Source organism: Candidatus Avelusimicrobium luingense (assembly GCF_902757105.1).
Taxonomy (GTDB): domain Bacteria; phylum Elusimicrobiota; class Elusimicrobia; order Elusimicrobiales; family Elusimicrobiaceae; genus Avelusimicrobium; species Avelusimicrobium luingense.
Genome location: NZ_CACVTK010000006.1, coordinates 1 through 15,191, shown reverse-complemented (window position 1 = coordinate 15,191; position 15,191 = coordinate 1). Strand labels below are relative to the sequence as shown.

General features: G+C 43.5%; 14 protein-coding genes, 1 tRNA gene and 1 riboswitch. Of the genes, 14 read left to right on the top strand and 1 reads right to left on the bottom strand.

What is annotated here, in order from left to right; genetic code table 11:
* Nucleotides 1–51: 51 nt before the first annotated feature.
* The 4 genes from ACQY3H_RS06040 to ACQY3H_RS06025 all read left to right on the top strand — a co-directional run bounded on the left by ACQY3H_RS06040 (nucleotide 52) and on the right by ACQY3H_RS06025 (nucleotide 4,342).
* Nucleotides 52–825 (top strand): MBL fold metallo-hydrolase, encoded by a 774-nt coding sequence (locus ACQY3H_RS06040; protein WP_428075679.1) that lies wholly within the window; start codon nucleotides 52–54, stop codon nucleotides 823–825.
* Between the two features lie 763 nt (nucleotides 826–1,588).
* The gene (locus tag ACQY3H_RS06035) at nucleotides 1,589–2,827 is read left to right on the top strand and encodes a DNA cytosine methyltransferase (RefSeq protein ID WP_428075678.1); all 1,239 of its coding nucleotides are present in this window, start codon (nucleotides 1,589–1,591) and stop codon (nucleotides 2,825–2,827) included.
* Nucleotides 2,818–3,810, top strand: a complete 993-nt coding sequence (locus ACQY3H_RS06030; RefSeq protein ID WP_428075677.1) for an HNH endonuclease — start codon at nucleotides 2,818–2,820, stop codon at nucleotides 3,808–3,810. The genes ACQY3H_RS06035 and ACQY3H_RS06030 overlap by 10 nt, the downstream gene beginning before the upstream one ends.
* Before the next feature lie 34 nt (nucleotides 3,811–3,844).
* A riboswitch (SAM riboswitch) is annotated at nucleotides 3,845–3,931 on the top strand.
* 117 nt (nucleotides 3,932–4,048) lie between these two features.
* A complete protein-coding gene (locus ACQY3H_RS06025) occupies nucleotides 4,049–4,342 on the top strand; it encodes a hypothetical protein (RefSeq protein WP_428075676.1) in 294 nt (97 codons plus the stop codon).
* Nucleotides 4,343–4,778: 436 nt separating this feature from the next.
* On the opposite strand, the gene ACQY3H_RS06020 is transcribed toward ACQY3H_RS06025, so the two are convergent.
* Nucleotides 4,779–4,850: transfer RNA gene (locus ACQY3H_RS06020), tRNA-Arg, on the bottom strand.
* A gap of 210 nt (nucleotides 4,851–5,060) precedes the next feature.
* On the opposite strand from ACQY3H_RS06020, the gene ACQY3H_RS06015 reads away from it, so the two are divergent.
* The 10 genes from ACQY3H_RS06015 to ACQY3H_RS05970 form a co-directional block, all read left to right on the top strand.
* Entirely contained in the window at nucleotides 5,061–5,210 is a 150-nt protein-coding gene (locus tag ACQY3H_RS06015) for a hypothetical protein (RefSeq protein WP_428075675.1), read from the top strand.
* The gene (locus ACQY3H_RS06010) at nucleotides 5,200–5,868 is read left to right on the top strand and encodes a hypothetical protein (protein ID WP_428075674.1); all 669 of its coding nucleotides are present in this window, start codon (nucleotides 5,200–5,202) and stop codon (nucleotides 5,866–5,868) included. The genes ACQY3H_RS06015 and ACQY3H_RS06010 overlap by 11 nt, the downstream gene beginning before the upstream one ends.
* Before the next feature lie 19 nt (nucleotides 5,869–5,887).
* On the top strand, nucleotides 5,888–7,042 hold the full coding sequence (locus ACQY3H_RS06005) for a tetratricopeptide repeat protein (protein WP_428075673.1): 1,155 nt from the start codon (nucleotides 5,888–5,890) through the stop codon (nucleotides 7,040–7,042).
* 152 nt (nucleotides 7,043–7,194) lie between these two features.
* A complete protein-coding gene (lon, locus tag ACQY3H_RS06000) occupies nucleotides 7,195–9,648 on the top strand; it encodes an endopeptidase La (RefSeq protein WP_428075672.1) in 2,454 nt (817 codons plus the stop codon).
* 152 nt (nucleotides 9,649–9,800) lie between these two features.
* Nucleotides 9,801–10,274, top strand: coding sequence for a hypothetical protein (locus tag ACQY3H_RS05995; RefSeq protein WP_428075671.1), 474 nt, complete (start codon nucleotides 9,801–9,803; stop codon nucleotides 10,272–10,274).
* An 8-nt stretch (nucleotides 10,275–10,282) separates the two neighbouring features.
* Entirely contained in the window at nucleotides 10,283–11,326 is a 1,044-nt protein-coding gene (gene nadA, locus ACQY3H_RS05990; protein ID WP_428075670.1) for a quinolinate synthase NadA, read from the top strand.
* Nucleotides 11,323–12,156, top strand: coding sequence for a carboxylating nicotinate-nucleotide diphosphorylase (nadC, locus tag ACQY3H_RS05985; protein WP_428075669.1), 834 nt, complete (start codon nucleotides 11,323–11,325; stop codon nucleotides 12,154–12,156). The genes nadA and nadC overlap by 4 nt, the downstream gene beginning before the upstream one ends.
* Nucleotides 12,157–12,171: 15 nt before the next feature.
* Complete coding sequence (locus ACQY3H_RS05980) at nucleotides 12,172–13,377, top strand: PLP-dependent aminotransferase family protein (protein WP_428075668.1); 1,206 nt, start codon at nucleotides 12,172–12,174, stop codon at nucleotides 13,375–13,377.
* 24 nt (nucleotides 13,378–13,401) lie between these two features.
* Complete coding sequence (locus ACQY3H_RS05975) at nucleotides 13,402–14,787, top strand: LTA synthase family protein (protein ID WP_428075667.1); 1,386 nt, start codon at nucleotides 13,402–13,404, stop codon at nucleotides 14,785–14,787.
* Nucleotides 14,774–15,191 (top strand): sulfatase-like hydrolase/transferase (locus ACQY3H_RS05970; protein WP_428075666.1); only part of this gene is annotated, 418 nt, incomplete at its 3' end. The genes ACQY3H_RS05975 and ACQY3H_RS05970, both read left to right, overlap by 14 nt.

Below are 15,191 nucleotides of genomic sequence, written 5' to 3'. Positions count from 1 at the left end.
TAAAAAGTTAATTAACCCCATAATTGCTACAATAAAATAAAGGAGATTGTAATGCAAATTCATCAGATTCGCAATGCCACCGTTAAAATAACCTATGCAGGAAAAACTTTTTTAGTGGATCCCTGGCTACTACCCAAAGAAGCCATGCCCGGTTTTGCAGGGGCTTTTCATAGTGAGGTTCGTCAACCCCGTGTAGAACTACCTTTGCCGGTAGCGGAAATTGTAAAAGCAGATGCAGTTATTTTGACCCATGTTCATCCCGATCATTGGGATGAGATGGCCGCCAATCATATCCAAAAGCAAATCCCCTTTTTTGTGCAGTCACAAACCGATAAAACCATTATTGAAAAATACGGATTTACCAATGTGTGTATTTTGTCCGAGTCAGGCACTCTATTTGAAGGCATCACTCTTTATAAAACGCCTTGTCAACATGGGAGAAAAGAAATTGTAAAACCCATGTGCGAAAAAATGGGCATGCCTTATGATGCCATGGGAATCGTATTTAAGAACTCTGCGGAAAAAACGCTTTACGTGGCAGGCGACACAATTTGGTGCGAAGAGGTAAAGCATACATTAGACACTTACAAGCCCCAAGTGGTGCTTATTAACGCCTGCGGAGCGAGTTTACTTGTGGGCAATGGAGAACGCTTGATTATGCACAAGCAAGATATAGAAGATCTTGCCTCCTATATACCGCAAGCACAAATTATTGCCAGCCATATGGATACCGTCAGCCATTTAACGGTTACGCGCCAAGATATCCGTTCTTTGGGCCTGTCTAATGTACATGTCCCGGAAGATAACGAGGTACTTTCTTTTTAGAGTAAACGCACTTTACTTTGGCAGGTTTTATAGTGTCCAAAAGTATGTAGTTTGGGCATAATAAAAGCCGCAAGGATTTTGCAGGACAACAAAGAAAAGCGTAGCGTTATAGTGTCCAAACTGTGCCCAGTATATTCATAGTTTTCGAAAAATTTTTTAGTAGTTTTTATACTTCTTCGACGAGAACTAATAATTATAGTATGACAAAAATTTTCGGGAATTTAGGTTGTGCGGATATAGTTTGCAGAAAAATCGTGTATATTTACACTTTTCTCGACGAGAAAAAGAAGAATTTTAGCGTTTACTGTACACCATACAGGGTCCACTAAGAATATACACTTTTTTGCTTTTTTTGCGTTTTTTGCTTTTGGGAACGTCGTCGGAAAAGTATAAGAAAAAAACCCGCTCTCGACGGAGAACGGGTATATTTTAAGACGTGCGCCCAACAAGCCTCGTACTACCGACGGACGTGTACGAATTTTCTGCCATATATTTTCCTGCTTTGCCAATAGTAATCTAGACCTTGGCAGAGAAAATATTACCATCGTCTTATAGTTCGAGTTTCAACAGCGCATCGAAGTATTGCTATTTCGGCCCTACGAGTTTGAAAAGGGCCAAATGCGGGAGACTCTAAAACCCGTTTGTGGGCCGATTTTGGGGCATTTAGTGCCCTTTTCTCCCTGACATTAAGATTAATTGTCCAGCAATATGTTTTCTTTCATACTGCTAAATTGCTAAAATACAAACAGAGACCCGTTATCATATGAACAATAAATTGAAAATGATCCAAAATACACCCGCTAATCTTGATACAAATCAACCGATATGGACGCAGAAAACTTTCAAATATCCTAATCGGACTATCCGTTTGGCGACATCGTTCAGTGGTATCGGAGCTATAGAACATGCATTTCAACGCTTGGGATTATCTACGGAAATTGTATTTGCTGGAGATATTGACGAGAAATGTAAAACTTCATACTTCGCCAATTACCCTATTACTGAGAAACAATGGCATTCAGATATCTGTTCTTTTAATGCCAAACCTTTCCGTGGAAAAGTTGATATATTCGTTGGTGGAGCCCCATGTCAGGCGTTTTCTATGGTAGGTAAACGAAGAGGATTTGCAGATACTAGAGGTACTTTGTTTCGAGAATTTGCACGTGTGGTTAAGGAATGTCAACCTAAAGTGTTCATTTTTGAAAATGTGCAAGGAATTCTAACGCATGATAAAGGGACCACTTGGGATGTAATATATAATACATTTACCGAATACTGCGGATACCATGTATATTATCAAGTTCTAAATAGCAAAGATTATGGCATTCCTCAACATAGAGAAAGAGTTTTCTGTATTGGTTTTCTCAAAGACACAAAATTTAAATACCCAGCCCCGATTCCATTGAAATATAAAATGTATGACTTCTTGGAAGATTATATAGACACTAAATATTTTCTCAAAGATAAAGGAGTCAAATTTGTAACAAGTCATAAAAATCGCAATAAACGCTATACACAAATAAATGGGGATATCGCACTCTGCCAAAAACGAAATCAGCAATTTAATTGGCATGGAGATTTTGTTTTTCATCCCTCTATTGGCAAGGAAAAAATTGATAGCGATGAATTTGTGTTTGATGTGAGAAAAGTAGAAGAAAAATACTATTTGTCCGATAAAGTGAAAAAATATGTGCTGTCCACTGGTACCAAAAATTTCAGCACTCCGGTTAAAACCGATTTGAATATCGCTCGCCCCCTGCTACAAACTATGCATAAAATGCATCGTGCGGGCGTTGATAATTATGTTACCCATACGGGACGTATCCGCAAATTAACTCCTCGGGAATGCTTGCGACTAATGGGCTTCCGAGATTCGTTCAAAATTGCGGTTTCTGATACTTCCATGTATCAACAAGCAGGTAATAGTATCGTGGTAGATGTCTTAATAGCTTTACTAAAACAAATGGATATTACCAAATATGGGGTAGAATCATGCAAATAAACGGACAAAATTTTAAAGTCGAAAATTTATTTGATCATATCGTAACTGTTCCTGATTGTATAGTATTGGGAGACAATAAATTAGGTGGCGGCCATGGAGAAAGCAAACTCTATTTTGGAACCAAAGAAGAAATGCGATCCTTTTTTGGAAAAGCAGGATTTGTGGCTCCTTGTTTCGTTTTGAAGAAAGATTTAATTACGTATTTGGAGACACTCAAAGAAGAATATATGCATCCTTCTCAACCTTATCGTGGTGCAAAGGAATTTCCTACGTTATGGGCTGAGCGCATGAAGAAAGTGCAAACCTTACCAGAAGTCATTCCATTTAATGTTACCGATCAGACTCAAATACAAGGTCCTCGGGGGTACATTAACTCGTCAGATTTTGGGTATCAGTTAATACGTGAACTATCTCTTCCTTTAGTAAGCTATATTTCCGCCATGGAAATTAAAGATTCCAGTGGACATTCACTCTTTTACTGGAAATTATTTGTGGATTTTGATGCTATTGCGGAAAAGAAGAATGGGCCTTTGGTTTTTATTTATGGAAAGGGTGTAGCTAATAAAGGCCAAGAGAATGAGCAAGAAGAAAGTCCTAAAAATCAAGAAATCCGAAAAGCACGCATTGGGCAGGGGAAGTACAGAGAGCTATTGCTAGAAGAATGCCCCTTCTGCCCAATTACTATGATTAGCGACGACCGCTTATTGATTGCCAGCCATATTAAACCCTGGGCTGTTTCAACCGATAAAGAAAAAATAGATCCACAAAATGGTTTTATGCTTTCTCCTCTTTATGACAAATTGTTTGATCGAGGATTTATCACTTTTACCGATGATAAACATGTCCAACTTTCCAACTGGATTTCTGCACAAAATTGGAAACGTATAGGAATTCATGACAATGATTTTTTTCAGGCATTACCAATTACTGAAGCCAGGAAAGTATATCTCGAATTTCATAGGAAATCAGTTTTTAAAGGATAAAACCAAAGCGATACTAAAAATTGCTATACTATACTTACCATAGAGAGTGTACGAGGGACAAGCCCGATGACTACACAGCAACCTACCGCAAGGCAAGGTGCTAATGCTTGGAAGATGGGAATATACGAATTTAAGCCCATCTTTACGATGGGTTTTCTTTTGCCTCTCTGTGGGATAAATAATACAACCACATGGAGGTATTTTTATGAGCACAAGAATACAGAAGATAGTAAACAAAATGGCTAGAATGCGTTTAGGTCCGGAGTGGAGTGAGTATTGGCAAGAAGTTTATAATAATGCTCCATGGCGGGTTAGGAAACACTTCGTGCTAGAGCAATTCATTAGCCCTATTTTAAGTACCAAAGAGTTCCTGAGAGAGCGAGACAGGTTGGAAGCGACACTTACGGAAAAAGAGTGGGATTATCTTATACGGAAAGTATGCGGTGGTTCCAACATCGGTAAATTTTATTATGAGAAACGCATGAAAAAACATCACCCCGAATATGATATTCATAGGGAGAGCCAATCCTAAACTAGAGTAATTATTCTGCCAAAAGTATGTAGAATGGCAGAATAAAATACCAAGTTCGATTCCTATAATAGGCATAGAACTTTAAGAATTTTTCTGCCATTTTTCTGCCGAGCGGTTTTATAGTTTTTGATACATAATGTTGCTTATGTTGCTAACGCTCTCGTCGAGAACTAAAACAATTCTATATTTATACTGGGAATCGAACTTTTGGCTTTGTGCTCTTTTTTAGTGTCCAAATTGTACACCATTTTTGCCTGACAAATTAGAAATCCTCGTCGAGAAAATGGCAAAATTATAGTGTCCAAAATTCTGCCATTTTGTGCCAAAAATGAGCGATTTTTCGGGTTTTAGGAAAGTGAGTAAAAATTGGGGATTTGTCGTCGATAAATGATAAAAAAATCCGCTCTCAAAAAGAGAGCGGAAATTTCTTAAGACGTGCGCCCAACAGGAATCGAACTTGTATCTTCAGCTCCGCAGGCTGACACTCTATCCATTGAGCTATGGGCGCGGAAATCAGTTTTTTATTCGCCGCATTTGCGCGGAAAATTTACAACTCATTTTTTACTACCTAATTATTGTAACATTTTTTCTAAATCTTTTCAAAAAATATTTTTTTACTCAATAATTCCTTCTTGTTTTTACTAACAAGATAATCTTTTGTTGATGAAATTTAATATTGATTTTTTGTCTAGTGTTCTAAACTTGCTATAATACCCGTATGAGCCAAAATAATACTACGGGTACTTATATTTACGATAAAAAATTAGGCAAAGTCGTCAAAATTTCCGACCGCGTGCCCGGCGTTCACAAAGCCGAAGGTCACGTGTGCAACGGCTGTTGCGGGCATTGTGGTTGTCATGACGACTAACCCATCCGCCTTTACCCAAGGCATTCTTTACGCCGTTCAAATTTTCCGCCGGGTGTTTTTACCGCATGTTGTCGCCGGGTTGGGACTTTTTTTGTTGTGTGGCTTGGCCCTGTACTTCTCATGGTTATCTTCTTTTTCTTCAACGGTTAAAACCGTTTTGTCTCTACTGGTACTTGTGACGGTAGGGGGATTTTGTTTCGGTTATGCGCTGCTTGCATCATTTATATACGCCATACACTTGGCGTGCGGAGCGTGGGAAGATTTTATTGATGATATTATTGATAAGGTGCAAGCCAATCTGCTCGCGCATGTGGAAAATTTGCAAGACGGCATCGCCAAAGATCAAGCCAAAGTGCTCGTGCGCGGAAGCGTGCGTGAAGTTTTTCAATCGGCTAGGCGTACGCCTACCGCACTTCCCAGATGGTTTATGGTGCTGTGTTTGGGGGTACTTATGTTAATAGTGCGCGCAGTATTGACGGCGCGTATTATCAAACTGGCGGGGGCTACCGTTAAAGTGAGTAAAATTTTTGCAGGTAAAGCCAGCATCGTCGGGGCGGTATTTTTGAATTTACGTTTATTCACTACACTTTTATTATGGGTGATTTATGGGGTGGGGGGAATCCTCCTATTTTTAATGTTAGGTTTTATGTTGTCGTAGGAGTTTATATAATAGAACTATGAAAAAACTGTTGGGTATATTTTTCTTGTTAAGTATTTCACCGCTACTTTGGGGACAAAGTGGGGTCGCGTTACTTAAGCAAGCAAAACGCCAACCCGATCCGCAACAACAAATTAAACTTCTCACCAAAGCGGTAGAAAAATCGCCTAAACTGGCGGATGCTTACCATTACCGTGGGGACGCTTACCGAGCACTTGGGAAACATAAAGCCGCCTTGGATGACTATACCCGCACAATTAACTTGCGTCCAAAAGAACCCTTTCGCTATTATGCGCGTGCCCTATTATATGAAGATATGCAGCGTTGGCAAGCCGCACTAACCGATTTGAATACGGCCATTTCGCTCAAACCTTCTTATAAAAAATTTTATTTGGAACGGGCACGCGTTCAACTCCGCTTGGGCAAATTTGAAGCCGCCGTATCTGATTACGAAAAAGGGCGATCAACCTTGCCGAAAAATGCGTCCGTATTGGAAATGATGCCTGCGTATATTGGGGCTTATCGATACGATAAAGCACTCACTTTATTAGATTCTTCCGCCGATGCGGATACTTCTGCCGGACATTATTGGCGCGGACGTGTGTATCTGGGTCGTAACGAATTGGATGAAGCCGTTTCCGCATTCAGTAAATCTATCAACCGTGACGATTCATTCGCTCCGGCGTACCGCTACCGTGCTAATGCCTATAAGGATATGGGCGAATTGGAAGCCTCGTTGGCTGATTATACCGTGTTGCTTTCGCTGCAGCCCGAGGCAATTTTTTATAACCGCCGCGGTCTTATCTACGAAGAGCTTGGTCAATATGACCGCGCGGAAGAAGATTATACCCACGCCATAGAACTCAATTCCAAATGGGCTATTCCGTATAATAACCGCGGCTTTGTGCGTATGCACCTAAAAGAGTGGAACGCGGCCCAAAAAGATTTGGAAACGGCTATTTCGTTAGAACCTTCCGTGCCGACGCCGTACATCAATTTGGCCGGAGTATATTGGTTAGGGAAAAAAGACCGCAAACAAGCCTACGCCAATTTGGATAAAGCCCTTAAACGCAATTTCAAAGATGTGGAATCTCTCTACCAAGAAGACAAAAAAGGTTGGATGTTCAAAGGCCTAAATCAAACAGCACAATTCCGCGCCCTGTTGTATAAATAAAAATGATTGACGGAAAAAGTGTTGCTTTATAAATTAAAATTAGCAATCAAGGTAAAATCTTGCTAGTTTTCACACAATTTGTTACAATATGTTAAACGCGCAAACGGGGGGAAAAATCGTTTGCGTATCCCAGACGCATAAGGAGATTTTTTATGGAAGAGATTAAAAAAACAACGCTTTCTTTGCCGACGGTCGTTCCGGCGGTTGCTATTCGTGATGTGGTGATGTTTCCCGGGATGAGTTTGCCTTTATCGGTAGACCGCGCTAAATCGGTAGCGGCGGTGGAACTTGCGTTAAACACGCCCGAAAAATACATTTTAGCCGTTTCCCAAAAAGACGCGGAAATTGACGATCCCCGCGCACAAGATATTTATCATTTCGGGGTGATGGCACAAGTCACGCAAAGTTTGAAAATGCCCGACGGTTCGTTAAAGATTTTCTTGCAAGGGTTAGTGCGTGCGCGCGTCAATCATTTGGAAATAAATAATGCCGTCGGCGCCTGGTTTGCCAACGTGGAATATATTGAAGAAGAAGACGATAATTCGCCGGTCGTGCAAGCACTCATGCGCAAAGTGTTAGATGAGTTTGATCACTATGCACGTGTTTCACGCCGGATTGCGGTGGAAGGGGTATCGTTCTTGCGGCAAATCAATGATCCGTCTAAATTGGCCGATACGATTGCCTCTAATATGGTGGTCAAAACCGCTAAACGGCAAGAAATTTTGGAAGCCGTACACGTTAAAGACCGTTTGGAAAAAATCTTAAAACTGATTACCAGCGAAGTGGAAATTTTGGGGTTGGAAGAAAAAATCCATTCTAAAGTCCGCGCGCAAATTGAAAAAAACCAAAAAGAGTATTATCTCAATGAGCAGATGAAGGCTATTCAAAAGGAACTGAGCCAAAAGGACGATTTCCAAAAAGAATTAGATGCCATGCGCGCCAAAATCAAAAAAAACGGGTTGCCTTTGCACGCCAAAGAAGCGGCCGAAAAAGAAATAGACCGCCTTTCCAAAATGGCACCGTTCTCGCCGGAAGCAACGGTTTCGCGCACGTATTTAGATTGGCTGCTCAATATGCCTTGGAACAAAACGACCGAGGATGTGCTGGATCTTAAAAAAGCCAAACAAATTTTAGATGAAGACCACTTCGGCTTGGAAAAACCGAAAACCCGTATTTTGGAGTATTTGGCCGTTAGCAAACTGACCAATGGCCTGCGCGGCCCGGTGTTATGTTTTGCCGGTGCACCCGGCGTGGGGAAGACGTCGCTCGCCAAGTCTATTGCGCGTGCAGTCGGACGCAAATTCGTGCGTATGTCTTTGGGCGGTGTGCGTGATGAAAGCGAAATCCGCGGCCATCGCCGCACGTATATCGGGTCTATGCCGGGTCGCATTATTCAAGGGTTAAGCAAAGCCAAAAGTTCCAACCCCGTTTTCTTGTTGGATGAAATTGATAAGATGGGCTCGGACTGGCGCGGAGACCCCGCTGCGGCGTTGCTGGAGTTATTAGATCCCGAACAAAACAAAGAATTTACCGATCACTTTTTAGACGTGCCGTTTGATGTGTCTAAAGTGATGTTTATTACGACGGCCAATTCGCTTGGGGCTATTCCGTCTACGCTACGCGACCGGTTGGAAATTATTGATTTTGACGGATACACCGAGTATGAAAAACACGATATTGTCAAAAATTATCTGTTGCCCAAGCAACTTAAAATGCACGGACTGAAACCGGGGCAAGTGGAAATTGAACACGACGCCGTAGCGCTTTTAATGCGTGAGTATGTGCGTGAGGCCGGCGTGCGTAATTTGGACCGCGAAATCGGCTCGCTCTGCCGCAAAGCCGCCAAACTGATTGTGGAAGGCAAAAAGAAAGTCACGGTAACCAAAGAAAACTTACACGATTTTTTGGGTGTGCCGCGGTATGCTAATTTTGCTACCGAAGAAAACGGTGTCGGTATTGCTACGGGGCTGGCCTGGACGAGTGTGGGCGGCGAAACGCTGTCTATTGAAGCCACCAAATTGCCCGGTAAAGGCCAACTGATTTTAACAGGTATGCTCGGCAACGTGATGAAAGAATCTGTCCGCGCCGCGCTTACCTATGCACGCAGCCGCGGGTACGGCGGAAAAGTAGATTTTGACAAGACCGACTTTCACATACACTTCCCCGAAGGGGCTGTACCGAAAGACGGCCCATCGGCAGGTAGCGTGATTACAACGGCTCTGACGAGTTTGCTGACCGGACTTCCCGTTAAAAAACATTTAGCCATGACGGGTGAAGTAACGATCACGGGGCGCGTGCTTCCGGTGGGGGGAATTAAAGAGAAATTTTTAGCCGCCTACCGCGAAGGTGTCAAAACTATTTTGTACCCGCACACCAACGCCAAAGACGTGTCGGAAATTCCGGAGCGCGTACGCAAGGATTTAACGCTCATTCCTGTTAAACATATGGATGAAGTGTTGCCGTTGGCGTTAGAAGGGTGGGCGCAATTTGCGGCTAAACAGTCTAAAGCAACGGGAACAAAAACGGCCAAAAAGTCAGCACCGAAAAAGGCCGTCAAAAAAGCGGTAAAAAAACCCGCCAAAAAGAAAAGCGTTAAACGTAAATAAACGATATATATTCGGATAAAAGAACGCCACCCTTGTTCGGGTGACGTTCTTTTTACTAAATATATAGTGAGATTTGGGTTATCCCAAAGGGGCCCAATATGGTATAATAAATTTGTATAGTTGGATAAATTAGTGTTAAGGAGAAAAGCCTTATGAAAAAAGTTTTCGTTTTACTCGCAGCCGCCGCTTGTGTAGCCGCTTGCGCTAAATCAAACAATGTTATCGGTACTTCTGCCGACGGAAAAACGGTTTATTATACCATGTCCGAAGCCGATGCCGCTAATGCTAAAAACGGTAAATACCAAATCATTGACCAAGAATTTGACAATATGTTAGCCCCGGATTCCGACTACGATTCCTTATCCGATTATGAATTGCAAGCCTGTGGTTCTTCCTATTTGCCGCCGGCGGAAAAACTTAAAAAACCGCAAGCCAAAGTAGCGGCTGCTGCTGTTGCTAAATCGGCAGATGTGGCTGCAAACAGCAAAGTCACCAGACAGAAAAAAGTTACCAACACAACGAACATTTACTACGTAGATTCCGCGCCGAATATTCCGGCTAGCACTACTACGACTACAACCACCTACGCCAAAGACGGTTCTGTCATCAGCACAACGACGAAATAAGAGACGCTATGTTTCGTACGGTGGAAAAACAGGCAGTTGTTATGCAAGAAGCCCAACGTTTGTATGGGCTTTTGCGTAATGTGTCTAAAACCAAGGCGGAAAAATGGTCGCTTGACGACTGTATAGCCGCCGCTCCGTACACGTTGTCTATTAACCGTTTCAAACAAGAGCAAAATGCGGTGATTCTTGCCCATTCGTATACCACGCCCGATTTGGTGTACGGTGTGGCAGACTTCCGGGGCGATTCATACGAACTCGCGTTAAAAGCACGTGAATCATCGGCAGATACCATTGTGTTTGCCGGCGTATGGTTTATGGCGGAAACGGCTAAAATTATTAACCCGTCTAAACAAGTGCTTATTCCGGCGGGAAAAGCCGGTTGTTCGCTAGCCGATTCGCTTACGGGGGAACAAGTGCGTGCGCTACGGGCTAAACATCCCGGTGTGCCGGCGTTGTGTTATATTAACAGTTCTGCCGAAGTCAAAGCCGCGTGTGATGCGTGTGTAACATCGGGGAATGTATTTGATATTGCCCAAAAGATGCCGGGTGACGAACTGATTTTTGTTCCCGATATGCTCATGGCGGAAAATTTATCTATTGAGTTAAAACGCCGCGGTACACCTAAAAAAATTATTGCAGACGGCGGTTCGTGCTGTGTGCATGATAAATTCCGCCCCGGCGACGTGGAAAGGTTGCGTAAAGATTATCCGTCTATCCGCGTGCTGGCCCACCCGGAATGTGCGCCCGAAGTATGTGCGCTTTGTGATTATGTGGGCAGTACCAAAGGAATGGCGTCGTACGTAGCCGCCTCAAAAGATAAGATTTTCGGTTTGCTGACCGAGCAAGGCTTAGTGAACCGGTTGGAAGCGGAACATCCGGATAAACAATTCGTTTGGCCGTTTGGAATGTGCGCTTACATGAAGAAAAATTCGCTAATCAATACGCTAGAAGTATTGGTGGAGCCGCGGGCGGAGCAAATCGTCAAGGTGGACGAAACGATTGCTGCCAAAGCCCGGAAATCTATTGAAAAAATGTTTGAGTTAGCCCAATGATTTTAGACAAAATAATTGAACTTGCTTTAGAAGAAGATTTAAGTTTGGGAGATATTACCTCGGATACGATTTTTACTCCCGCCGACAAGGCCCGCGCGGTAATTACCGCTAAAGAAGATTTAGTGTTGTGCGGTTTGCCTACGGCCAAAGAAGTATTTAATGCCGTGGATCCGCAAGTCATTTTTACGCCGCTTAAACAAGAAGGCGATCAAGTAAAAAAGGGTGAAAAAGTATTGGAATTGTCCGGCCCGGTGCTTTCTATTTTGAAAGCCGAACGCACTGCCTTAAACTTTATGCAACGCTTAAGCGGTATTGCAACGGCATCCCGTGAATATGCCGCTATCGGTAACAAATACGGGGTAATGATTGCCGATACCCGCAAAACACAACCCGGTATGCGCCGTTTGGATAAGTATGCCGTACGCATTGGCGGGGCGCGTAACCATCGTATCAGTTTAGCCGATAGTGTGATGATTAAAGATAACCACATTGCGGCTGCCGGTTCTATTACTAAAGCCGTAGCCAAAATCAAAGCCGTTATCGGGCATACGCCTAAAGTAGAAGTGGAAACAACCAATTTAGATGAAGTAAAAGAGGCTTTATCCGCCGGGGCTGATATTATTATGTTGGATAATATGACTCCGCAAGAGATTATGCGTTGCAAAGAAGAAATCGCCGGGCGGGCTTTAATAGAAGTATCCGGCGGCGTCAATAAAACGAATTTAGAAATGTATTGTAAAACGGGTGTAGATGTTATTTCTATGGGTGCGCTTACGCACTCGGTGCCCGCGAAAGATTTAAGTCTTAAAATTGTAGAATATATCAAGTAAAAGGAAGTAGAAAAAATGGATTATACCTCTTTGTATTCGGATGCCGTGCGTCGTTCCAAAGCGTCTGCAATACGTGAATTATTAAAGGTGATTGCCCAACCGGATATTATTTCATTCGCGGGAGGATTACCGTCGCCCGATTTGTTCCCGGCGCAAGAAATTGCCGCGATTATGAAAGATGTGGTAGGAACAGATCCCAAAGTTTCGTTGCAATACGGGGCTACCGAAGGGCAAGCCGAACTCAAAACCGAACTTGTTAAATTGCTTTTAGAAACTGAAAATATTACGGCGCGGCCCGAACAACTGTTAATTGTATCCGCTTCCCAACAAGCGTTAGATATGGCCTCTCGTGCGTTTGTTAATCCGGGTGATTATATTATTACCGCTTCTCCAACGTATTTGGGGGCGTTGCAAGCCTTTCACGCCGCGGGTGCTAAAATTTTAGGGGCCGCTAGCGACGAAAACGGAGTCATTGCCGAAGATATTGAAAATAAACTGCGCTTTTTGCAAAAAGAAGGCAAACCCTGTAAATTTATTTATCTCGTGCCTGATTTCCAAAACCCGACCGGCACGACTATCCCTGAAGAACGCCGCGTGCAAATTTTAGCCCTTGCCCGTAAATACAATACATTTATTTTGGAAGACTCCCCTTACCGTCAAATTCGTTTTGAAGGCAAATCTCCGCGTACTTTTTACGCGTTGGATAACGGAAACGGGAATGTAATTACTATGTTTACGTTCTCCAAAATACTTGTGCCGGGTTTTCGGTTGGGTTTTATCGTCGGGCCGGAAACAGTTATCCGCAAATTTGTGATTTTGAAACAAGCCATTGATTTGTGCACGTCGCCGCTGTTGCAAGTGGCTACGGCCGCCTACTTGCGTAACGGACATTTGCAAGCGCATATTAAAGACTTGATTGCGGCCTATCGCCAAAAACGCGATTTAATGCTTAAAACTTTGCAAGAAGTAATGCCCAAAGGCGTTTCATGGACGCGCCCGGAAGGGGGACTTTTCTTGTGGTTGACACTTCCCAAACATATGGACGCCATGGCCCTACTTTCAAAAGCCATTGAACGTAAAGTCGCTTATGTGGCGGGGGTAGATTTTTATCCGGATACCAACGTCAAAAATGATTTGAGGCTTAATTTCTCGTACGCTACTCACGAGCAAATTGTAGAAGGCTTGAAACGTTTGGCCCAAACTATTAAGGAAAATTGCTAACACTTGCCACGCTGCGGTTTTAAGATGATGAAAAATTCCCGCTATTCTTTATTTATCCAAAATCTCGTGCAAGACGGGCTTATATTTGTATTTTTGCTCGTTGTATTATCTGTTTTCCGTGCCGCATTCTTGTGGGTGTTTGCTGATTTGCTGACGCCTAATACTCCGGTAGGAGATATTGCGCTGACTATGTGGTATGGGTTGCGTATTAGCCTAAAAACGGCGGGTGCGTGTATCTTGCCGTCGTTTGTATTTGCTACGTTGGCGCAAGCGGCTTTTCTAAAATATCCCGGCCCGAAAGTGCGCTTCGCTTGGACGTGCGTGGTGTTACTCATCTTGTCTATATTGTTTCAAATGCGTATCCCGTATTACCACGAATTTCATAACGCGTTTAGCCCGTTTATTTTTAATACATTTCATGATGATGTGGGCGCGATTGTCAGCACCTCTATCAGCCAATACAATGCCGTATGGCGTACGATAGGTGCATTTGTCTGCACAGCCGTGTTGTGTGTATTATGTCGTCTGTGGCTTAAAAAACTGACGCCGTTACTCTCACGCCCGTTTTTGAAGGTACGCCGTCCATGGATCGCAATAGTCATTATTTGTATTTTTATTGCGGCATTTGCGGTGTTTGTGCGTAAGGGGGGAAGTTTTACTTATTACGGATCTATTTATTGGAAGAATGCCGCGCGGATGAAACAACATTTGCTTAATGAGGCCATTTTAGACGATATACAGGCCTTGTACCGGGCACGGCGCATTTACCGGAATATTCGCGATACCATATCAGATTTGAACGTCCAAGATGTGCGTGTGGCGGCCGCTAGATTGATGGGGCAAAGCGAATATACAGCCCCCGATTTGCTACCGTTGCTGGCGCGTACGGCAAAGGGTAGTACACAACCGCCCGATCATATTTTTGTCTTTGTGGCCGAAACGTATATGATGTGGCCCTTGTTAGATGAATATAAGGCCTATCCGTTGGCGCAAGGAGTTCGGCGGCTGTTGGAGCGACCAGACGCGGTGCTGATGTCCGATTTCTTACCGGCGTCTAACGGTACGATATTCGGGTTGACCTCTGTTTTATTAGGCATTGCTGAACTCAATTTGCAGGCGTCTAACCGCCCCACCGCCCAAAAACCATATGAAACGGCCCTGTCGGTGCAACTGCGTAAAAACGGATACAAAACGCGATTTTTCTACGGAGGGTTTCCTTCGTGGGAAAACGTGGGCTTGTTTATGCAAAACCAGCAATTTGACGATAGTTTTTATGCGGCTGATTTCGGCGGAGAAGGGGGCGTGTGGGGAGTGCCCGACCGCGAATTTTTGGACGGTGTGGCCGAAAAAGTAGGCCCCGAAAAGTCCCTTAACTTTATTTTGACCAGTTCTTATTTTGACCAGTTCTAATCATCCGCCCTATAAAGTGGATATGTCGCGCGAACCTGATTTGCCGTCTGTGGATGCATTGGAAAAAATGTTGCCTGCCCAAACGGCCGACAAATCATTGACGGCGGATCGTATGTGGCATTTTGCATATGCTGATAAATATTTGGCCGAGTTTGTGGAAAAAATGATGGCCAAATATCCTAACAGTTTATTTATTATTACCGGTGATCATGCCGATAGATGGACGTTAGATCCTTCCCCGTCTGATTATGAGCGGGTGGCGGTACCACTCGTGTTAATAGGGCCGTCGGTAGCCGGTAAAAAACTGCCTGCCCATGCGGCAGCCGCCCATATGGACGTAGCCGCCACTACCTTAGAGTTAGCCCTTCCTAAAGGCACATCGTATTATGCTTTCGGACAAAATG